This window comes from Algibacter sp. L3A6, assembly GCF_009796825.1.
In the GTDB taxonomy this organism is placed as follows: domain Bacteria; phylum Bacteroidota; class Bacteroidia; order Flavobacteriales; family Flavobacteriaceae; genus Algibacter.
In genome coordinates, this window is record NZ_CP047030.1 from 3,918,276 (window position 1) to 3,941,105 (window position 22,830).

21 protein-coding genes are annotated in these 22,830 nt (G+C 33.0%); 10 read left to right on the forward strand and 11 right to left on the reverse strand.

Going from position 1 to position 22,830, the window contains the following annotated elements:
• The first annotated feature begins 5 nt into the window (after positions 1-5).
• The 8 genes from GQR98_RS16325 (at position 6) to GQR98_RS16360 (ending at position 9,187) form a co-directional block, all read left to right on the forward strand.
• Entirely contained in the window at positions 6-932 is a 927-nt protein-coding gene (locus GQR98_RS16325) for a type IX secretion system membrane protein PorP/SprF (RefSeq protein ID WP_042503499.1), read from the forward strand.
• Positions 933-1,023: 91 nt separating this feature from the next.
• A complete protein-coding gene (locus tag GQR98_RS16330) occupies positions 1,024-2,949 on the forward strand; it encodes an OmpA family protein (protein WP_233268029.1) in 1,926 nt (641 codons plus the stop codon).
• A gap of 70 nt (positions 2,950-3,019) precedes the next feature.
• A complete protein-coding gene (locus tag GQR98_RS16335) occupies positions 3,020-4,957 on the forward strand; it encodes an OmpA family protein (RefSeq protein WP_159020493.1) in 1,938 nt (645 codons plus the stop codon).
• 244 nt (positions 4,958-5,201) lie between these two features.
• On the forward strand, positions 5,202-5,717 hold the full coding sequence (locus GQR98_RS16340; RefSeq protein WP_074936420.1) for a DUF3124 domain-containing protein: 516 nt from the start codon (positions 5,202-5,204) through the stop codon (positions 5,715-5,717).
• Positions 5,718-5,790: 73 nt separating this feature from the next.
• Entirely contained in the window at positions 5,791-6,684 is an 894-nt protein-coding gene (locus GQR98_RS16345; protein ID WP_159020494.1) for a hypothetical protein, read from the forward strand.
• A 404-nt stretch (positions 6,685-7,088) separates the two neighbouring features.
• Entirely contained in the window at positions 7,089-7,625 is a 537-nt protein-coding gene (locus GQR98_RS16350) for a DUF6933 domain-containing protein (protein ID WP_159020495.1), read from the forward strand.
• A gap of 293 nt (positions 7,626-7,918) precedes the next feature.
• A complete protein-coding gene (locus GQR98_RS16355) occupies positions 7,919-8,380 on the forward strand; it encodes a hypothetical protein (RefSeq protein ID WP_159020496.1) in 462 nt (153 codons plus the stop codon).
• A 327-nt stretch (positions 8,381-8,707) separates the two neighbouring features.
• Positions 8,708-9,187 (forward strand): hypothetical protein, encoded by a 480-nt coding sequence (locus GQR98_RS16360; protein ID WP_159020497.1) that lies wholly within the window; start codon positions 8,708-8,710, stop codon positions 9,185-9,187.
• 85 nt (positions 9,188-9,272) lie between these two features.
• Here the strand turns inward: GQR98_RS16360 and GQR98_RS16365 are convergent, their stop codons facing one another.
• The 3 genes from GQR98_RS16365 to GQR98_RS16375 are packed head-to-tail and all read right to left on the reverse strand — an operon-like array spanning position 9,273 to position 11,898.
• Positions 9,273-10,766 (reverse strand): hypothetical protein, encoded by a 1,494-nt coding sequence (locus tag GQR98_RS16365; RefSeq protein WP_159020498.1) that lies wholly within the window; start codon positions 10,764-10,766, stop codon positions 9,273-9,275.
• A 12-nt stretch (positions 10,767-10,778) separates the two neighbouring features.
• Positions 10,779-11,363, reverse strand: a complete 585-nt coding sequence (locus tag GQR98_RS16370; protein ID WP_159020499.1) for a hypothetical protein — start codon at positions 11,361-11,363, stop codon at positions 10,779-10,781.
• Positions 11,347-11,898 (reverse strand): RNA polymerase sigma factor, encoded by a 552-nt coding sequence (locus tag GQR98_RS16375; protein WP_042498780.1) that lies wholly within the window; start codon positions 11,896-11,898, stop codon positions 11,347-11,349. Before GQR98_RS16375 ends, GQR98_RS16370 begins: the two co-directional genes overlap by 17 nt.
• Before the next feature lie 202 nt (positions 11,899-12,100).
• Here GQR98_RS16375 and GQR98_RS16380 point away from each other — a divergent pair, with 202 nt between their 5' ends.
• Both GQR98_RS16380 and meaB read left to right on the forward strand, forming a co-directional pair.
• Complete coding sequence (locus tag GQR98_RS16380) at positions 12,101-12,655, forward strand: DUF2911 domain-containing protein (RefSeq protein WP_159020500.1); 555 nt, start codon at positions 12,101-12,103, stop codon at positions 12,653-12,655.
• A gap of 79 nt (positions 12,656-12,734) precedes the next feature.
• Positions 12,735-13,820, forward strand: coding sequence for a methylmalonyl Co-A mutase-associated GTPase MeaB (meaB, locus tag GQR98_RS16385; RefSeq protein ID WP_159020501.1), 1,086 nt, complete (start codon positions 12,735-12,737; stop codon positions 13,818-13,820).
• Here the strand turns inward: meaB and GQR98_RS16390 are convergent.
• The 8 genes from GQR98_RS16390 to GQR98_RS16425 form a co-directional block, all read right to left on the reverse strand.
• A complete protein-coding gene (locus tag GQR98_RS16390) occupies positions 13,791-14,363 on the reverse strand; it encodes a phosphatase PAP2 family protein (protein ID WP_159020502.1) in 573 nt (190 codons plus the stop codon). The genes meaB and GQR98_RS16390 overlap by 30 nt on opposite strands.
• 83 nt (positions 14,364-14,446) lie before the next feature.
• A complete protein-coding gene (locus GQR98_RS16395) occupies positions 14,447-14,674 on the reverse strand; it encodes a hypothetical protein (RefSeq protein ID WP_042503473.1) in 228 nt (75 codons plus the stop codon).
• Positions 14,675-14,742: 68 nt separating this feature from the next.
• A complete protein-coding gene (locus GQR98_RS16400; RefSeq protein ID WP_159020503.1) occupies positions 14,743-16,122 on the reverse strand; it encodes an MATE family efflux transporter in 1,380 nt (459 codons plus the stop codon).
• A 95-nt stretch (positions 16,123-16,217) separates the two neighbouring features.
• Positions 16,218-17,159 (reverse strand): NAD(P)H-dependent flavin oxidoreductase, encoded by a 942-nt coding sequence (locus GQR98_RS16405; protein ID WP_159020504.1) that lies wholly within the window; start codon positions 17,157-17,159, stop codon positions 16,218-16,220.
• Complete coding sequence (locus GQR98_RS16410; RefSeq protein ID WP_159020505.1) at positions 17,159-18,814, reverse strand: S8 family serine peptidase; 1,656 nt, start codon at positions 18,812-18,814, stop codon at positions 17,159-17,161. The genes GQR98_RS16405 and GQR98_RS16410 overlap by 1 nt, the downstream gene beginning before the upstream one ends.
• A 24-nt stretch (positions 18,815-18,838) precedes the next feature.
• Positions 18,839-20,026, reverse strand: coding sequence for a tRNA 2-thiouridine(34) synthase MnmA (gene mnmA, locus GQR98_RS16415; RefSeq protein WP_159020506.1), 1,188 nt, complete (start codon positions 20,024-20,026; stop codon positions 18,839-18,841).
• A gap of 213 nt (positions 20,027-20,239) precedes the next feature.
• Positions 20,240-20,944 carry a toxin-antitoxin system YwqK family antitoxin gene (locus tag GQR98_RS16420; RefSeq protein ID WP_159020507.1) on the reverse strand — a complete coding sequence of 235 codons (705 nt, stop codon included), beginning with the start codon at positions 20,942-20,944 and terminating at the stop codon, positions 20,240-20,242.
• A 93-nt stretch (positions 20,945-21,037) separates the two neighbouring features.
• Positions 21,038-22,621, reverse strand: a complete 1,584-nt coding sequence (locus GQR98_RS16425) for a S41 family peptidase (protein ID WP_159020508.1) — start codon at positions 22,619-22,621, stop codon at positions 21,038-21,040.
• Positions 22,622-22,830 lie beyond the last annotated feature (209 nt).

Here is a 22,830-nt window from a genome sequence, read left to right on the forward strand (position 1 = left end):
AACCTATGAAATTTTTAAAACAAAACATAATAGCTATTGCATTGTTTAGCTGTACAGTTGGAATTGCGCAACAACTACCGCAATTTACCCAGTACATGTACAATACAATCTCTATAAACCCAGCTTATGCTGGTAGTAGAGAAGCATTAAGCATTGTTGGATTGCACAGAAGCCAATGGGTTGGTTTTAAAGGCGGACCAATTACACAAACTTTATCGATACATACACCGTTAAGAAACGATCGTATTGGTTTAGGTTTATCTTTTATTGAAGACGATTTAGGACCCCAGAACTTTTCATATTTATATGCCGATTTCTCATACTCAATTCCAACAGGGAAAAACGGTAAATTAGCATTTGGATTAAAAGGTGGATTTACACAGTTTAGTTTCGATACCGATTTTAGATTAGAAACCTCTAACCTTTCAGATCCATTAATTTTTGGAGCTGAAGACCGTTGGACACCAAACATTGGAGCTGGAGTTTACTGGAGTACAGATCGTATTTACGCAGGTTTATCTGCACCGAGAATCCTAAATAATGACATTAACAATAAAAATGACTTCGAAGCCTTAGAGCGTGTTAGTTATTACTTTACTGTTGGTGGTGTTTTAGATATTAGTCAAGATTTTAAATTCAAACCAGCAGCGTTAATTAAAGCAACTAATGGCGCTCCGGTATCATACGATTTAACTGCAAATTTCCTTTACAAAGAAAAAATATGGTTAGGCGGATCTTATAGAATAAACGAACAAACAGCTGCTATTGGTGGTATTGTAGATTTTCAAGTATCTAGACAATTACGTTTAGGTTATGCTTACGAAAAACCAATTTCAGAAATTGCCGATTACACAACAGGAACACATGAGGTTCTTTTAATTTATGAATTCAAATTCTTGAGTTCTAAATTAAAATCTCCTCGTTATTTCTAAAAAACTTTACTATGTCTACCAAATGGCATAATAAAAAAATTTCAACGCAATTGGCTTAACTAACAAACTCAAAAGAAATAAAACCCTATATATGAAACTAAAAAATTACATATTAGTTTGTATAGCCTTAATATTAAGTATTAATGGTTTTGCTCAACAAGGAAAACAAAAAAGAGCAGACACCCTTTTTAATAAATTTTCGTTCGTTAAGGCTGCTAAAGTATACAGAGAACTTATTCAAAATAATTATAATAGAGATTACGCTACTAGGCAATTAGCAGATTGCTATGCCCTACTTCGTGATCCTAGAAATGCATCCAGATATTACAAAAGTGTTGTAAAGCAAGATAATGTTCCTGTAGAATATTATTATAAATACGCACAGTCTTTACGTGGTATGAAAAAATACGACGATTCTCGCGAATGGTTGCAAACCTTTAAAGATTCTGGTGGTGTTATAAATTCTAACGATTTTTCTAAAGACTTAAATTTTATAACAAGTGTTTTCAATTCACAACAACAATACTTTTTAGATAAGGTTAGATTCAATTCTAAGTATAGTGATTTTGGGGCTTTTGAAAAAGGCGGACAAGTTTATTTCGCTTCCGCAAGAGATGAAGGTGTGGCCGTAAAAAGAGTTTACGGATGGAACGAGCAACCGTTTTTAGATATCTATGTCGCTCAAGCGGGAACAAGACGTAATGTAGACCATACAGCCAAACTTAAGGGTGATGTAAATTCCATTTATCATGATGGTCCTGTGGTAATTACTAAAGATGGAAAAACCATGTATTTTTCTAGAAACAACTATAAAGATCAAGTTGAAGAAAAAGACGCAAAGGGTTTAACCAACATGAAAATATATAGAGCTAAACTACGTGATAGTCTTTGGACAGACGTTGAAGATTTATCTATCAATAATGCCGATTATTCAACACAACACCCCGCTTTAAATAATGATGATACAAAATTATATTTTGCATCAGATAGACCAGGAGGTTTTGGCGGTTCGGATATTTACGTTGTAGATATAAATGCTGACGGCACTTTAGGTGAACCTGAAAATGTTGGCCCAGTAATTAATACAGATCAGGCCGATGGTTTTCCATTTATTAATAATGAAGGAACCTTATTCTTCTCTTCTGGAGGACATGTAGGTTTAGGTTTGTTAGATATTTTTGCTACCATTAGAGGTGAAGATGACCAAGCAGACGAAGTTGTAGATGTTATCAATTTAGGCGTTCCAATTAACTCGAATAAGGATGATTTTTCTTTTAGTATGAACCCTAACGGTATAACGGGCTATTTTGCCTCTAATCGTGTTGGCGGTCGTGGTGACGATGATATTTATGCCTATCACAGAAAACCTGTTCTACATGTAGAAGGTGTGGTTAGCGATGCTATTAATTCTAAACCAATTCCAAATTCGGTTATTCAACTTATAAACTCAAAAGGAGAAAAAGTTGCTTACATGACTACAGATAAAAATGGTTTCTATCAAATAAATATAGACAGAAATCAAGATTATAAAATTATTGCAAGTCAGAAAAAATACATCGACGATTACAGAACATTTACATCTAAACACCTGCAAACCGAGTTAACCTCAATTACAGCCAATTTACTTTTAAACCCTGTACCAGATGTTATAAAGCTAGCAGAATTAAACACCATTTATTTCGATTTCAACAAGCATAACATTCGTCCTGATGCGGCTTTAGAATTAGATAAAATTGTAGATTTAATGTTGAATGTTTATCCAGAAATGGTAATTAGAATTGAATCGCATACCGATTCTAGAGGGCTACTATCTTACAATGATAAACTATCTATAGATAGAGCAAATTCAACTTACGAGTATATAATCTCTAAAGGTGTAAACCCTGAAAGAATTACAGAACACGAAGGATTTGGTGAACGTAGATTAACAAATGGTTGTGAAGATGGGCAAAATTGTGAAGAAAAAGACCACCAGTTAAACAGACGTACACAGTTTATAGTGATAAAAATGGAATAGTAAATACAGCTAATCGCATGTTTTACTTTACCTAAAACCTACTTATATTTTTTTAATTAAATATAGACCCATGAAATTAAAAAATTACTGCTTAACAATTATGTTCTTGCTTGTTTCCGTAACGGTGTTCGCACAATATGGCATGCAAAAAAAAGCGGATAAACTATTCAATACATTTGCTTTTGCCGATGCAACAGAGGTATATACTAGGTTAATTGATAAAGATTTTAATACCGATTATGCCACTAGGCAATTAGCCGATACTTATGCTTTTATGAGAAACCCAGACAGTGCTGTGGTGTATTATCAAAAAGCTGTAGAACAAGCAAATGTGCCTATAGAATACTATTATAATTATGCACAAGCTTTAAGAGGTGTAAAAGATTATAAAGGGTATCGCCAATGGATGCGTGAGTATAAAAATAAAGGTGGTGTTATTAATGAAGCCCAACTAGCTAGCGATAAAGACTTCTTGAAATCTATAGTAAATGCAAAGCAAAGTTATTTTTTAACCGATGTTAAGTTTAATTCAGAATTTAGCGATTTTGGAGCCGTTGAACATAATGGCAATATTTATTTTACTTCTGCTAGAGATAAAGGCGCATTAACAAAACATGTTTATGGTTGGAATAAAGAACCGTTTTTAGATATTTATGTTACCGAAAAAGGGACTAACGACTCTTTAGTAAATCATAAATCAAAACTAAAAGGTGAAATAAATTCTGTTTTTCACGATGGACCAATTACAATTACCAAAGACGGTAAAACCATTTATTTTTCTAGAAATGATTTCAATAAAAATGTCTTAGGTAAAAACACAGAAGGCATTACCAATTTAAAAATATACCGTGCCATGCTTACAGATGGAAAATGGAAAAACTTAGAAGAATTATCTTTTAACGACAGCTCCTACTCTACTGGTCATCCAGCGTTAAATAGCGACGAAACAAAATTATATTTCGCATCGGATAGACCTGGCGGATTTGGCGGATCGGATATTTATTACGCAAATATTAATGCCGATGGCAGCTTAGGAGAACCTATAAATGTAGGTGAAATTGTAAACACCAATAAAAACGAAAAATTCCCTTTTGTAAATAGCGAAGATGTATTATTCTTTTCTTCCGATGGACATCAAGGTTTAGGCTTAATGGATATTTTTGCAACCGTTTACAGTAAAGACAAAACCATTACAAACGTTGCTAACTTAGGCGTTCCTGTAAATTCTAGTAAAGACGATTTTTCATTCTTTTTAAATGAAGATGGACTTTCTGGTTACTTCGCATCAAACCGTGAAGGCGGTGTAGGCAGCGATGATATTTATGCTTTCGATAAAAGACCTCAATTAAAAATAGCCGGTAAATTAACCGATGCCGAAACCAATCTTCCTATAGAAGATGCAACCATAACTTTGTTGGATACTGATGGAAACACTATTGCTTTTGTTGAAACCGATAGCGATGGTAACTATGATATTAATATTGATAGAGATACCGATTACAAACTACAAGTTACTAAAGACGGATATATTGAAGACTCTCGCGATACAACTTCTAAAAATGTAGATAAGAATGTATCAACTATTACCGAAGATTTTGTTCTTAATAAAATACAGGAACCAAAACCAACTGTGGAGCCTTATCCAATTGTGGAGTTAGCTCCTATTTACTTCGATTTCGATAAATCTACTATTAGAAATCAAGATACTGATGAGCTAAATAGAATTGTAGATTTAATGCTTAACACGTATCCAGAAATGGCAATCGAAATTGAATCGCATACAGATTCTAGAGGACCTGCGGAATACAACAAAAGGCTCTCTGTTAAACGCGCAAAATCTACTTACAATTATCTTGTAGAACATGGGGTTAATAAAGATAGAATTGTATCCTTTAAAGGTTTGGGAGAAGAAAAACTTGTAAACCAATGTGATGGTAGCATTAAATGCTCTAAAGCTCAACACGAACTAAACAGACGTACACAGTTTATTGTTTCTAAAATAAAATAATTTGGCATTTTAAATGCCCTTTTAAAAAAGCACCAATATGTTATTCATATTGGTGCTTTTTTTATTTCTGTAAATAAAATTTTACATTCTAAAATATCAATAGATACAATTATTAAAGCCTTTTCTTCATTATCTTTGTATATATCACAGCTTAAATTATAGGTTTAAAATTTCTTTAACAGCAAAAAAAGTTTATTTTAAAGCCTTATTTTAAAAGTATCAACTCATGTTAATAAAGTGTTCTATGCATACATCTAAATACCTTCTTATTATTTTTACAGCTTTACTCTTTACAAGCTGTAACAACGAAACTAAAATGAGTTCGGTAAGCACCGAAAATTGGTCGAAACGTAAAGTCTCTAAAACGCTTTCAGATTCCTTAGAATACGGAAAGTCTTACTTGTCTACCTATTCTCAAATTTTTAGCATGTCTGAGCATAAAACACACAATTTAACTACTATGGTTAGCTTAAGAAACACAAGCGATGTAGATACCATTTATGTGTTAAGTGCTAAGTATTTTGATACACACGGTAAACATGTGCGCCCTTACATTGGTCATGCTATCTTTTTGGCGCCTATGGAAACCTGCGAAATTATTATTGATGAAATTGATAACTCTGGAGGTACCGGTTCTAATTTTGTATTTGAATGGAAAACACCTAAAGACTGCCCAGAACCTTTATTCGAAGCAATTATGAATTCTACCGTAGGCCAACAAGGCTTATCATTTGCAACGCAAGCAAGAAGGATTAAATAATACGAGGAATATTTATTAAAATATAAGCTTATCCCTAAGTTAGTAGCAATATAACGCCAGTGACCAATTGAATATGGAAAAAAAATCTTGTAATGAATGTGGAACTTTAGTTTTATCTTCTACATTTAATAAACATAAAGGACTTTGTGCACTCTGTGCAAGAGGTATTAAAAAAACCATTTGCGACACTTGTAAAAACCAAGTATCAGTACCTCTGAAACAATCTGACGGGACAAAATTATGCCTAAAGTGTAGTATGCAATTATCTCAACCAATAAGAGACTTGTGGAAAAAAAAATGTGATCTAACAAATAATGTTTTTTCACTTGAGGGTATTGAAATAATCGAATATCCAGACTTTACTACTGTTTTTGAGAATGAAGAACTAAAAGGAATATATCACCCTCTTTGTAGTGTGAAAATCAAAAAGAAAAAATCAAAGGATTATTCGATATTTCATATTGTATCACATAATGGAGTTTGGTTAAATGATGAAAATAATACAGGAAATCCCAATGAAGAATATTCAATTTTTAAGATAAACCAGAGCAAGTATCAATTCAATGGTGACCTAACTAGATTTAAAGGCTATGAATTAATAAAAGATTTATTCAACTTCTTGACTGAAGAATATAATAAAAAGTTAAAATTAACAAGTGAAGAGTTTATTAATCACATAATTTCAACATATCCTATAGATATAAGTTCATTTGATTATTTAAATTATATTGAAACCTTTTATTATTTTAACGAACAAAAGCCCAAAAAAAATAATGGTTTTGAGCCTTTTAATAAACAAAATTTTATTTCAATTGGAGAAGAACTTATACTCAACAATAAAGAACTAATTACCTTAGTACCAATTGGTGTATGTTGGAGCGAACACTATTTTCAGGATGGAAACAGTATTTTTCTATTTTATGAACCTGAACAAAACTTTATATATTGTGTAAATCAATATTCTTAAAATGTACAGCTACTAACAATGTATAAAAATAATAGCGGGTTTAGTGATAAATTCAAAGTTTGTATCTTTATATAAAGTTCAGTGATAAATTGAAAGGTTTGTCCCTTAAAAGCCGCTACTATTCTTATACTAAACCTTAGTAAATATAAATAAGGCTTAGTGTAAAGGATGTCCCTTATCATACATTAAGTACCGATAAATATTTTACTCAAAACTTTAACCCTAAAGTAGCTTGTTATTTTCTACCATCTCCTAGTATACCTTTGTCGGACCATGTAGTGCTTTGATTAGTAACCCAACCCATATTATTGTAACTTCGCTTACCAAACGAATTTAAATGCACTTAATTACTTCTAAGCGGTGCAGTACGAGTTTGAGATAAATGATAATTTGAAATTTAAATAATGACAATAATATACTGTACCCAAAAATTTGAAACTGTAGTTGGTAAATCACGTATAGTTAAATCGGATAAATCTTCTCCTCTTGGTAACTGGAACGCTAATGTGTTTACGGTTAGCAGGAAAAACTGTGTAATACTAATGAATGATGTTTCTTATTATTCTGTGATTTTAATTGATTTTAAAAAAAAGGATTTATTGAATTTCCATGAAGTATTTGCTGAGCGCTTTTTTAAGCAATTGGAAAATAATGAGATAAACTTTCCTTCTAAATTTACAGACAAAATCACGAAAGAGTTACAGCCTGTTTTTTTAACTACCAATAATAATAGAAAGGTATTGGGCGCTATACAGGATGCCACCCTTGATATGAAGAGATATATTACCGAAGACTATAGTGACAATATTGATTATATAGACGTTGACGAATTGAATTCCAATATTAATGAAAAGATTTTAAGCGTTCTTGGTAAAAAGAAACGTGGTTATGGGTATCCTAATGATGCAATGCAGGAATTGTTGAATAAGTTTTGCAAGTAGCAGATTGGTATTGAGTTTTAAATCTCGTTTATAAAAAAGTAATAGCGCTCATTTCTATAGTTTCGATCCTACTTGGTTGTGTGTTGTTGTAAAGAGAGAAATAATGTATAGTTAAAAATTTAATTGAAAAATAAAACATTTGCCAACAATCTATAAAAATAATTACTCGATTTTGGGCTTAACCAAAGATAGTTGCAAGTTTATTGCCTCTGATTTTTCTGCGGAAAGCCCTCGCATACAGCCCAATTTTATACATAAGCGTTAATACTAGAAACATATCCAAAAAATAATATATGAATATAATTGATTCTCTTTTTGGACAAAAAAAGACTTTTAAACATCCTATAATAGGAGTTTTAGAAAGTCAGAGAATTAGAGGTGTTAATCATACTAAAAGTTATACTTGGCATGGTAATATAATATTGAAGAACCAACTACTTGAAACAACAATTATTTTAGAAGGGAATAATACAAGTCCTTTTCCTAATCACTTGGATTTTATTAGTCAATTAGTTTCGAATTGGGAAAATGAGTATTTACCTAAAATTGAAAATAAAATTAACGATACCGGAATTGATAATATTGGAAAATATTCTAATTGGAAAAATGATTTTTATTTATCTGCTATCTATCCAATGAATAATAAAAACTCGGAATTTGAATTAACATTAGAGCCAATAGATAAGACGAAAACTGATTCTATAGGAATAGAAATTAAAAATAACATTATTACAAAAATTGAAAAATATGAGTAATCATAAAAGACACTAAGCATAGTATAAAAAAACATCTAGTTTTATACTAACAAATATTGGTTGCTTTATGTATTAATTTTTGAGTTTCCTTACGAAAAATACTACCATACAAAAACACACTATTCATACATTTAAACGCTAATACCAGCCTCCAACCTCTATCCAATTCTCATTTTTAACCCAAAAAAACAAATAAAGACCGCTTACGCAATATTTCTTTAAATATAATTCGAAATTTCACGTTATTGCAATGCATTTAATATGTAAACAACGCATGGTCTTTTTAATATGAAAGGCCGTATATCAATAACAAATACTATTTAAACTATGAAAAAATTATTTTTATTATCAATTACATTATTAGGTTTTACATTTGCCTCTAGCGCACAAAATATTGCAGATAACGCTTTAGGGTTACGTCTTGGAGATAGTGAAGGTTTAGGAGCTGAAATTACTTACCAACGTGCTCTAGGTGATAACAATAGAATTGAAGCAGATTTAGGTTGGAGAAACGGAAACGATTACAGCGCTTTTAAATTAGCAGGTTTATACCAATGGGTATGGAATATCGACGGAGGATTTAACTGGTATGCTGGTGCTGGTGCTGGTTTAGCATCATACTCTGGAAGAAATGATAATAACTTAGATGATGATTTCGGATTTTTTGCTGCTGGAGATGTTGGTATTGAATACGATTTTGATATTCCGTTATTAATTTCTTTAGATTTTAGACCAGAAATTGGAAACAATCGTTTTACAGACAATACACTTTTTGATATCGCATTAAGTTTAAGATACCAATTCTAATACATTTAGATATCAATAATAAAATTTAAGCGTCTTTTTTAAGGCGCTTTTTTTATGCTGAAAAATTAGGGTTAATTATATCAACCTACTCCATTTCAACATTACTATACTTTGCATTTATAATAATACTTTTTCCGCTAGATCCGCTTTTAGAAAAAGAAGACGACGATTGATTTTTAGCCGATTGATTTGGATGCGAGAATTTAGAATAACTCCCCTTATATTGCACGTTAGCATCTACACTTGGTAATTTTATAAAGGCATTACTATTTTGAAGAATAATGTTTAAATTACTAAAACTATCTTCTATTTTTGAAATGTTTAAATCACCAATATTTCCATCAATAATAGCGCTACCGCTTAATTTATCGATATCGATATTAGATGATGTGGCATTTAAAACTAACTGCTTTACCTCTTTTATTTCTGCATTGTTTACGTAATTCAAATTCAGTTCTCCTAAATTCCAAAATTCTACATTTACCGGAGAATAAGAAGCATTAATGGAAGTAGAACTCCCATTAACGCTATATGCTGTAAATTTTGAATGTGATAAATTAGCTTTTAAATCGCTAACATTAGAAGCAAATTCTACTTCACCATATTTAATATTAACTTTTAACTTGGCATGGTTTGGCATTTTTATTTTAATGGTTTTCTTTATATTAGAATCACCATGCCCTTTCATTAATTTTTCAACTTCTTTTTGGCGGTTTTTCATTAAAGTTGCACGTTCTTCTTGGCGTTCTCTATTGGCCTCAACTCGCTTACTTTGTGCTTCAACACGATTGGCTTGCGCCTCAATACGCTCTGCTTGTGCTTCCATTTGCGCTCCAAAACGTTCTCCCCAAGCTTCCATTTTCTCTTCAAAATCGCCTTCATTAAATCGTTCTTCAAAAGCTTCTCCCCAGGCTTCCATACGCTTGCCAAACTTCTCTCCCCATTCTTCTCCAAATTTTTCGCCCCAAGCTTCCATTTTAGCTTCAAAATCTTTTCCGTAAGTGGCTTCAAATTTTTCTTCATACTTTTTTAGATACTTTTCACCATCCTTTTTGTAGGCTTCATAATCAAACTCCATAGCATGTGCGCCTGCAGGAAGTTCTGGTAATTGTGGCATTTCTGGCATAGCAGGAATTTCAGGCACGTCAACGGTTAACCCATTCATGATAGCTTGAGGTAAATCGGCCAATTCGTATTTTAATTCGTCAAAAATTATGGTTAATAAATCGCCATCGCTATCATTGTTTTTTTCAACCCAAACAACATTAGGCTTTGATTTATTTGTATTTATCGAAACCTTATCAAAAGTGGCATCAATATCAACATCCCAAGATTGTAAAACACTTTCAAGCGCCTCTTTCGATATTTTTTCACCTTCAACATAGGCTTCAATTTCAATAGTGTTTTTATTCCATGTATCGAAAACAACATTACAATGGCTTGTATTTAAATCGATAACTACATCTTTATTCACCTTAATACTTTGCTCTAGTTTTGTTAACTTTTGTTGTCCAAAAGCACTTGCCGTTAAAACAAAACTCAGCATTAATAATTTGATTTTTATAATTATACTATTCATTTTTTGATTGATTTAGATTGATTGTTCTTTTTCTGATAAAACATCAGATGATTTTAATTCTTTTAATTGTGTGCGTAATCGATACATTAAATTTAATCTGAATTTTAAATTATCAATTAATGCATTTACTGTTAATTCAGATGGCCCAGACTCTGTAAGATCCAACGATAATCGCTTGTATTCTTTATCCAATTCGTCTAACTGCTCCAAATACCCATCGAATAATTCTTTGGTTTCTGGCGTGTATTTCATTTTAGATAATTCTAAATTAATACTTGCTAAATAATAGTCTTCCACTTTTTTAAGTCCTGGAGATACATCACCTAAAGTTTTTGTTTCCATTACCTTTGTAGTTGCAACGGTTTCTATAATTTCGGTGGTTTTAGTGTCTCCGTCAAAAAAGGAATAAGCACCAAAACTTAAACCTAAAAACACAACAGCGCTAGCTGCAATTTGCATCCACCCCAAACTAGATTTTTTAGGAGCTTCAGGTAAAGCCTTATCTAGTTTTTCAAGAAAGCGCGCTTCATGCTTGGTTGGCATTTCATCATGTACAACCCTTTCATTCTTAAATAAGTCTCTAATATCTTGTGCCATTATTTTTGTGTATTAACAGTTCTTGTAATTTTAATTTTCCCCGCGATAGCTGCGTTCTCGATGCTACTTGTGTTATATTTAAAATTTCCGATATTTCCTGATGGTCGTATCCTTCAATTAAATATAACATCACCACATATTGATATTTTTGTGATAATTTATTAATAGCCTCTTTTACATCATGCAACGTTACCGCATCGTCAACTAACCATTTGTCGTCTTTTGTAGTATCAATCACTTTCAGGTGCACCTCTTCTAGTTCCACAAGTTCTTGTTTTCTAGATTTCAAGAAATCGATACTTTTATTAACAACAATACGTTTTAACCAAGCTCCAAAAGTAACTTCCGCTTTATACTGATCCAGTTTTGTAAATGCTTTTATAAAAGCTTCCTGCACCACATCTTCGGCATCGTTAGCATCTTTTAAAAATCGTTTAGCAACAATATACATCCCGTCGCAGTACTGGTTGTATAACTGCAATTGCGCTTTCCGATTGTTTTGTTTACATTTTTCAATAATGTCAACTTGAAACATACTAATTTTGCTTTTGGTTGGTTAGGCCAATTTATCATTATATTGGCTTAGGTTCGTTTAAAAGACGACAAAAAAAACAAAGTGTTGCAAAAACTATTAAATTTTACTTAAAATATAACAAAATCGTGCAAATGTGCGTTAGGTTTTTTAGTAATCAATACTTTTTAAAGTATCTTTATTGCCTTAATAAATTGCTCCGTAAATGAACACCTTTTTAAAACGCGTTTTAATATCCTTAGCTGTAATAGCTTTAGGCTTGTTTTTATATTCAACTTTCGTTGAAGACATATTTGCTCCTCGATTAAGTCCGAAAGACACCGTGAAGTTTGAGTTAAACGACTTAGAGCTTAAGGTGTTTTACAACCGTCCTTATAAGAAAAATCGTGATGTTTTTGGAGCCTTAGTGCCTTTTGATAAAGTATGGAGAACGGGTGCCAACGAGGCCACAACCTTCGAAACCAATAAACCTCTAGAAGTTAAAGGCATGCCACTACCTGCTGGAAAATATACTTTATGGACTGTGCCAAAAGATTCTGTTTGGACTGTAATTTTTAACACTAAGCAATATTCTTGGGGTGTCGATTCTGAAATGAAACCGATGTGGGATCCTAATTATGATGCTTTAAGTATTGAGGTTCCTGTAAGAGATTTAAGGAAACCTGTAGAACAGTTTACCATTGCTTTTGATAATTCTACAGACGATTTATTTTTAACTATGGCTTGGGATGTTGTAAAAGTGTCTGTGCCTTTAAAATAATTTCAATAAAAATTCTTCTAAAGAAAATCAAAATACCCTATTGAATAAATTTGTAAATTGAAGTTCCAAAAGGACTATTTTGACTAAAAAAAACAAATCGGCACTATCTGAACATACAGGAATTTCTTCTCCAGAAATTACAAGTTCTAATGCCATTGAAACTCTCAAAGCAAAGCGCAAAGCTCGAATTGACACCAACACTTTAGTTAGTTCTATTCTCGAAAAAAACATAGCAGCTTTAAGTCGTGCTATTACTTTAGTTGAAAGTGAAAACCATAAACATTTAGAACAAGCTAACGCCATAATAAAAGCGTGTTTACCACATGCCAACAAATCTATTAGAATAGGCATTACAGGTGTTCCTGGTGTTGGAAAAAGTACATTTATTGAAGCCTTTGGAAAACATTTAACATCGCAAGGTAAACGCATTGCCATACTCGCTATAGATCCAACAAGTTCCATTACAAAAGGTAGTATTTTAGGTGATAAAACACGAATGGAAACTTTGGCCAAAGATGAGCATGCTTTTATTCGTCCATCGGCTTCCGGAACGTCTTTAGGTGGTGTTGCCAGAAAAACTAGAGAAAGTATTATTTTATGCGAAGCCGCAGGGTTTGATGTGATTTTAATTGAAACTCTTGGCGTGGGGCAAAGTGAAACCACTGTACATAGTATGATTGATTTTTTCTTACTACTGAAATTGGCTGGTGCTGGCGATGAACTTCAAGGAATAAAACGCGGTATTATTGAAATGGCCGATGCTATTGCCATTAATAAAGCCGATGGAGAGAACCTGAAACAAGCTAAACTAGCCAAGGTTGAATTTAATAGAGCACTTCACCTCTATCCGCCTAAAACATCGAAATGGTCACCAAAAGTGATGCTTTGCAGTGCTTTGGAAAATGAAGGCATTAAGGATATTTGGAAATTAATTTTAGAATATAAAACTAAAACTACCGAGAATCATTATTTTGAAACCAATAGAACGAAGCAAAATAAATTCTGGCTTATTCAAACGATAGAAAATGAATTGAAAAGGTCCTTCTTCAATAAAAAAGAAATAAAACAAGCACTCGAAGCGCAATTAAAATTAATTGAAACCAACAAAACAACCCCTTTTGCAGCAGCAGATTATCTACTCAGTCTTAACAAATCGCTTCAGTAAATACTTAGCTATTTTATAAAATAACACTCCAGAGATTCCTCCAAAAGTTAATCCGCATAAGATATCCAATGGATAATGTACGCCAACATAAATTCTACTAAATGCAACAATAAGACTCCAAGACACCATAATATAAATTAAATTTTTATAAAATGGTCTTAATGTTAAACCTGCAAAAACAGCCGCAGCCATTGTGTTAGAAGCATGCCCAGAGAAAAAACCATATTTACCACAGCGCACTGCAATAAAACGAACTCTATCTACCAAATCTGCCGCACCACAAGGTCTTGGTCGATGAAAACCACGTTTGAAAACATTAGTAATTTGATCGGTAAAAGTTACCATTAAGGCAATAACTACGACGAAAATTAATAGAGATTTTAAACCAAACTTTTTATAAAGTAAATACAACAAAACAGCGTACAATGGTATAAAAGTAAGCTTATCTGTAATAGCCAACCACAAGCCGTCCCAAGGTTCGGAACCCAAATTATTTAAAAATACAAATAACTCGGTGTCGTTTTTTAAAAGCTGATCTATCATTACTGTTTTATTTAAGCATTAGCCCAAGGCCTCTGTTTTACTCGTTAATTATTATTTCCTATTGAAGAAATTCTCAAAAGGTATTATTCGTCGTATTTAGCAACTTCTGCATCATAAAAAGCCGTAGCTTCCTTAATTGCATTTTCTGTTTCTGTTTCTAATTCTTCTTGATCATCAGCATCAAAATCTTCAAACCATTCAACTTCATCATCTTCAAGGTTGATTATAAATCTTGGAAATTCAGTATGGATAACAAAAATAGCGTTTGGAAACTCTGTGTTATCCCCTAATATAAATTTTGGTAATGTCATGTTTTCTTTTTTTGTTAATTACTAATTTTTAGTCACAGACTAAATATTCTAAATTGCTTACTTCCGTCCTACTCGACGTTCGACAAAATTAATCTTTTTGTTAAATAATTGAACCTTATATATAATAAAATAGAAGCCGATGTTAAACCTGCTAATAAGCCCAGCCAAATCCCGAAACTTCCATAAGCATCTTCCGATCCGAAAAACCAACTTATAGGAAAGCCAATTATCCAATACGAAATGAACACTAAAACCATAGGGATTTTTACATCTTGTAAACCTCTTAAAGCTCCAAGAAAAACAACTTGTATACTATCACTTATTTGAAAAATAGCGGCCGCAACCATCAATTTGGATGCTATAGTAACTACTTCTGTATTATCGGCTAAGTTCTTTAAATCATCTAAATCTACATATAATCTTGGTAAATAATCGTGTAACAGAAAGAACATAATCGCAAAACCAAAGGCAATTATAACGCCTAATAGAAATATAGAATACGCAATACGACGTAAATCTACATATTTTTTCAAACCTTTCTGATTTCCAACACGAACCATACATGCCACACTTAATCCCATGGCCACCATAAAGGTCATGGACGATAAGTTTAAGGCTATTTGATTAGCTGCTTGTGGATTTTTACCTAACAAACCACTTAACCATATCGCAGAAGTAAAAATAGCCACTTCAAAAAACATCTGCATAGCGCTTGGTGTACCTAAGTTTATAATTTTTTTTAGCATTAATTTATCTAGCACAAAAAACTTTATATTCGTAACGTATTCCTTAGATTTCTCTCGTCCTTTTAATAAATACCACAAATACCAAACCATTACAAAACGAGATACTAAAGTTCCGTAAGCCGCACCAACAATACCCATTTCTGGGAAACCGAACTTTCCAAAAATTAATAAATAGTTTAAAACTATATTTATAATATTACTTAAAATAGTAGCATACATTGGGAATTTAGTCAAAGATAATCCATCACTAAATTGTTTAAAAGCTTGAAATATAATTAACGGAATAAGTGAAAATGCCACTAAATCTAAATAAGGAATTGCTAATTCCACAACCTCTATAGGTTGCTTCATTAAATACATTAACGGCTTTGCGAAAAACACCGCCAAAAACAACAATATTCCTAAAACGGTACATAAAAATAAACCGTGTTTAAAAGACGATTTTCCTTTATTAAAATCTCCTTCAGCATCAGCCTCTGCTACCAATGGCGTAATAGCTGTAGAAAAACCAATTCCTAAAGACATGGCAATAAACATAAAGCTATTCCCGAGTGATACTGCTGCAAGTTCGGCTGTACCTAATTGGCCAACCATAATATTATCTATAAAACTGACAAAAGTATGGCCTAGCATGCCTAACATAACGGGAGCTGCAAGCTGCCAGTTATATTTAAATTCTTTAGTGTAGTCGGTTAATTGCATTTGGCAAAAGTAAACTTATGCTTCGTTTAAAGCAATTTTGTGTTCTTATTTTAAAAGGAAATATTTAAGTTAATTTCTAGGTAAAATTAGGAGTTTTAAAGATGAGAAACATCACGCTTTGCATCTTCAAATTCAGTGATGATTTCGGTAACAATTTCAGCAACAGGTTTTATAGAATGAATAAGACCTGCGATTTGCCCGATTTCTAGTTCGCCTTCGTCCAAATCTCCTTCGAACATACCTTTTTTGGCACGTCCGCGCCCAAGCAATTCTTTTAATTGATCTGCACTTGGAGCCGTTTTATATAAATCTTGTACCTCATTAAAAAAAGCATTTTTTACTAAACGCACAGGCGCCAATTCTTTTAACGTTAGTTGCGTATCGCCTTCTTTGGTATCCACAACAACCTGTTTAAAATTCGCATGTGCGGAACTTTCGGTACTAGCTACAAATCGACTTCCTATTTGAACACCATCTGCTCCCAAAACCATTGTGGACAGCATGGCTTTGCCTGTTGCGATTCCGCCTGCAGCAATTAGTGGTATGGTGATTTTTTCTTTAACCATCGGAATTAATGTCAGGGTCGTAGTTTCATCCCGTCCGTTATGTCCTCCGGCTTCAAAACCTTCAGCAACAACAGCATCTACACCAGCCTCTTGTGCTTTTAAAGCAAACTTTACAGAACTCACCACGTGCACAACAGTAATACCTCTATCTTGTAACCAAGAGGTCCATGTTTTTGGATTTCCTGCAGAAGTGAACACAATTTTAACGCCTTCCTCAACTATAATATTCATGATTTCCTCTATGTTAGGATATAACATTGGGACATTTACTCCAAAAGGTTTATTTGTTGCTTTTTTACATTTTTGAATATGTTCGCGTAAAACCTCTGGATACATTGATCCTGCTCCAATTAATCCTAAAATATCAGCATTACTAGCAGCTGAAGCCAAACGCCAACCACTATTCCAAATCATTCCAGCCTGAATTATAGGGTATTTAATTCCAAAAAGTTCGGTAATTCTATTTGCCATTATTCTTTTATAAGTCTAAAGGTATCAATTCCATTTGCAGTTTCAAGCCTAACAATATAAAGACCTTTGGCCAATTCTGAAGTATTGATCCAATTATTTTCATTTGAAACTTGATACGTATTAATTTTTTTTCCAGAAACATCAAAGAGGTTTAAGGTAGCAAAATCATCAGTAGGAAGGCTTACAAACAAACGCGCATTCATTGGGTTAGGATACAGTATAATTTTATCGTTCATACTGGCATTTGTAGTATCTAGCGCATAGATATTTGCCAAAGCTTTCTCTAAATCTGGAATACCATAACCTAAATAAAAATCAGGGTTATTGTATTGTGATGCTGATTCTCTAACCAAATCCATAATTTCAGAATTGGTTAAACTTGGGTAAGCTTGCCACAAGCATGCAATACCACCAGCCAAAATAGGCGCACTAAAAGATGTACCGCTATTTGTGATAATATTATCAAATTCATTAATTAAATAACTACTAGCGCCTTGCGCCACAACATCGGGTTTTAAAGTGGGTTGATAGGTAGTTCCTATAGAACTAAACATGGCATAATCACCATTAGAATCAACAGCTCCAATGGTTAAAACATTTGGAGAATCTGCCGGCGCACCAACACTAGCTCCCCAAGCATTTCCTGCCGATGTTACTAAAAGCATTCCTTTTTCAAAAGCAATATTAGCTCCTTTTGTAATGTATGCTGTTTGCCCATCCATATCCGCTGGCTCGTAATCGTACTTAGTTCCTGGATCAAAATCATCATAACCTAAAGAGGTATTTATAATATCTACCCCTAAACTATCTGCACGTTCAGCAGCTTCCACCCAGTAACTTTCTTCTACTGGGTTTTCATTATCATTATCTTCAGTAATAAAAAGATAATATGATGCATCGGGCGCTGTACCAACGTAATTTTTAGTTGCAGTGTCAATATATCCGGCCATAGCACTTAAAACCAAAGTCCCGTGATTTGTAGATGTATTGGTGTAAACATCATCATCACGGTTTACAAAATCGTAATCGTCAAGTAGTTTTCCATTATTTCGAAGTGCTTCAAACGAACTCATGGTATTAACATTTGGAAATCCTCCATCCATTATGGCAACCGTCATCCCTTCACCTGTAAAAGATGCTTGATGCAACACATCTCCATTAATCATTTTAATCTGATTATTTTGGTTGGCATTACCGTAGTTATAATCGGTTAAAATAGTTTCGAACTTATACTTTCGTTTTTCATTGGTCGATTTCTCTAAAGCGCCTTGAGACCTATCTGCAAAAACAATTTTACCTATAAAGGTTCTTTGAGGTTCAATCAAGTTATTTTGATTGATAAATAAGTTTTCAATGGCTGTTTTTTCACCACGAACATGCACAGCATTAAACCATTTAGATTTGGCTAAAACCGATATGCCGTTAGCACTTTTAATAGCTGTAATGTAATCTTCGTTTACAGGTACGTCACGTGCATCTATAGATACACCATGCCTAGCCTTTCTATCCAGTGCTTTTTGAGTAAGCATAGTTAGTGGGTTGGCAATAAAAGTGGTTTCATTTTCTTTATCTGTCAAATACACCCAAGCATCTTCTTGAGCAAATAATTGACATGAAAAAGCAAGTAGACTGAGGGAAAGTATAATTCTTTTCAAGATAATTAATTTAGTTGCACTAAGTTACGAAATAACTCCGGAACCAAGCAACTCATCTTCAAAATACCAAGCAACAAATTGACCTTCTGTAATAGCCGATTGCGGATTCTCAAATTCAACATACATACCCGAGTCTACTTTATGCAAGGTAGCTTTCTCTAAAGCTTGGCGATAGCGTATTCTAGCAAGCACTTTCATCGTTGCTCCATTTTCTATAGCTAAGTCTTCACGTACCCAATGTAATTCCTCATTCGTTACAAAAAGAGCGCTTTTAAACAATCCTGGATGTGCTTTTCCTTGACCTGTGTAAATTACATTTTCATTTACATCCGTATCAATTACAAATAGAGGCTCGATGGTACCACCAACACCTAAACCTTTTCGTTGACCTTTTGTAAAATAATGCGCACCTTGATGCTTGCCTACTGTTTTTCCTAAATCGACTTTATAATCAATTTTACGAGATAAATAGGCTAATTTTTCTTCTTCGGAAGCAAAACTCTGCTCTGTTTCCTTATATATATCGAGATCATTAGAAATCTCAACAATAACACCTTCTTTTGGTTTTAGCTGCTGCTGAAGGAAATCGGGTAATTTTACCTTCCCAATAAAACAAAGTCCTTGAGAATCTTTTTTCTCTGCAGTAACTAAATCTAAACTCATAGCTATTTCGCGCACTTCTGGCTTAGTTAATTCCCCTATTGGAAATAGTGATTTTGCAAGTTGCTCTTGTGATAATTGACATAAGAAATAAGATTGATCTTTATTTCCATCGACACCTGCTAATAGTTGATAAACAGATTCACCATCTTTTTCAAGTGTTCCTTTTCGGCAGTAATGTCCTGTAGCAACATAATCTGCACCTAAATCTAAAGCGATTTTCATGAAAACATCGAACTTAATCTCTCTGTTACAAAGCACATCAGGATTTGGCGTACGTCCTTTTTCATATTCATTGAACATGTAATCTACAATACGCTCCTTATATTCTTCACTTAAATCTACAGTTTGAAAAGGAATGCCAAGTTTTTCGGCAACTAGCATAGCGTCATTACTATCGTCTAACCACGGACATTCATTAGATATGGTAACCGTATCATCATGCCAGTTTTTCATAAATAGTCCGATAACTTCATAACCTTGCTCCTGTAATAAATATGCAGCAACACTAGAATCTACGCCTCCCGAAAGTCCAATAACAACTCGTTTCATGCTTTATATAATAAAATATATGTACTGATAATCTAGATATAACCTAGAAAAACCAGCAAATAAATTGTTTTAATTAATAGTTTGTTGTCTAAAAAAATTAGTTTACAAAGGTAGGTATTCTAGATTGTTTTTAAATTGAATTTCGATAGTAAATAACTATCCTATTTATAAGTAAAACACATACAGTTTGCAAGCCTAGAAAGAGCAAGCGTATTATTGCTTTTTAATGTACTTTGGCACGTAGGTAAAATCTTTTTCGTCTGTTAGTTTGCCGTTTTCGTAGTACTTCCAAACTCCATGTTTTTTATCGCGTTTGTATTGGCCATCGATAAGTAATTCGCCTTTACCGTTATAAATTTTAGCAGGTCCGTGAATTTCACCATTTTCATAAACATAAGATTTTAAAACCACCTTATTCTCTGAATACCAAAACGATTCACCATGAAGTTTTCCGGCTTTATAGTTTTCTATTTGGGCTATTTCTCCATTTTTATAATATACCAAACGCTCCCCAGTTAACTGACCAGAATTATCAAAGTGTTCCAAAATGAGTAGATTGTTATTACTTTTTTGGTAGTATTTCCAGGTGCCAATATAGGTTTTACCATCCATTTCACCTTCACTAATTACTTTTCCAGTTGAAGCTAAAAACACCACTTTTACAATGTTATTATCTTTATTAAATAGCTTTGTAGCCGATAATATAGCTTTACCTCTAACGTTTTTATAAAATTTGAATTCTCCTATTTCTTTACCATGTAGAAAAGTGCCTTGATAACGGATTACTTCTGTATTATCGAAGTTTTTCTTCCAAACGCCATCTCGTTTTCCTGCACTATCCAATTGATTAATACTTTGCGCAGAAATAATTAACGTGGAAACAAAAAATAGTAAAGTCGATAATTTTATTAATTTCATAAGGAAAATCTTGTTGTATATAGTTTGTAAAACAATTTGAAAACGAAATTATTGTTTTCAAATTGTTTTAAGCAAATACATTGCCAAATATTTTTAATTTTTAGAAATGTCTGATAAAATCCATTCCAGTTCAGGATCGTTTCCGGAAAGTCTATCGGAAATAGTTGGTGTTATTTCGACATTAGGCTTAATACCAAAACCATCAGGGTTTTGTTTAAATGGCGCTTCTATTTGCATCAGGCCCATTCTAATTTTTAACTTCGTTTCTGGTAATTGATAAATTTTATACAAACCTGCCACACAACCATTATAAGCGCCACCAGTTTCTTCTCCAACAAAAACAGCTCTATTAGTCGCTTTTAAATGTGTAGAAATTAAAGCCGATGCAGAAAACGAGTTTCCGTTTGTTAATACATATAAATTCCCTGTGTAGTTTTGGTCTCTAGGTTCTTTTTCTTTGGAATAAGGAAATCTATAATAAAGCTTTCCATCTTGTTTTTTTGTTTTTAAAAGATTGTCTGCCGCTATAAATGGTGATGCAATACCCATAAATATTTTAGTAGCAACCGAAGAGGTGTTATTCATATACGCCGGAAAAAAAGACAAGCGTCTATTTACTTCAGCAGGTGCCATAAATTGGTATTTTGTTTTCGCTAGATAGCTGTACAAATAGTTTATTTCGGCTATGCGCCCGCCACCATTATCTCTTAAATCGAGTACAAGATTTTTAGTTTTAGCAGAATCTAATCTTTTAAAACTTTTTTTATAAAACTTACGATAGTTACCATTATTAAAGCCTCTAATTTTAATGTAAGCCGTGGCGCTGTCTTTACCAATAAAACTAAAATTACGTGTGTACTCTTTACTTTTAGCTATAAAACCTAACTCTCTATGCTTTTTGCGCTTATTTCTTTCTGCAATTCTATTTTGCTTTTTTTCCGGTTTACTTAATTTTACTATAGGTTTTGGTTCTGGAGCAATAGAATCGTTTTCTTTATTTTTTTCTTTTTTATCAATACGCTTTAGTGTTTTTATAAAAACAGAATCCTTTAGTTTGAACTGTACTTGTAAACTATCTATAAAACCTTTCTCTTTAAAATAAAATGTTGAAAAATTTCGGCCTACCAATCTGTTTTGTAAAGTTTGATTGTAACCATCGGAAGCAAAACGCGATTTAAACCCAGTTATTAAATCGGATACATTTTCGTTTTCTAGCTTAAGCACTTCTGCTCCTACTAAAGATGAATCTTTACCTCTAGTTTCTATAACCCATAGTTTATGGTCTAAATATTCGAAATCGAGATCGTAAAACTCAAACTTTTTCTTTTTTAATGCTTTAAGCTCTTTTCTTGTATACTCTGTATATGCAGAACCTAAAGACACATGCCCTTGTTTTACCTGCGCTACTATTGGTGCTAATTTTTTATAAAAATCTCGTGAATTAATTGGTGCGTTTATGGCTCTTTTTAGGCTATCGAATTTAAAGTCTAAATCGGTTTTAGAGGTGTATTGATAAAGATTTGGGTGATGTTTTTTTAATTGATTATAAACTCGATCTATATCCTTACGCAGGTGCTCTGGTGTGTGTAATGCTTCTATTTGTGCATTGTGTTTTTTGGCGCTTACGCATGAAATACAGAAACTAACTGAGATTAAAAATAAGAGGAGTTTACGCATGTTTACAGAACAATGTTTTTAGTGTTGTAAATGTAATTTATTTTTTTGACAGACTTATCCCTTTTAGGAAAACGCTATGATTAGCGTGTTTTTTTAAATTGTAAAATGTTGCGCGGAGGCCACAGTACATATTGATAACCAAAATCTTGGCGCTCGCATTAGGGATAGGAGTGAAAAGCCCACAGTGCTGCCAATGGTAATTGGTGGCA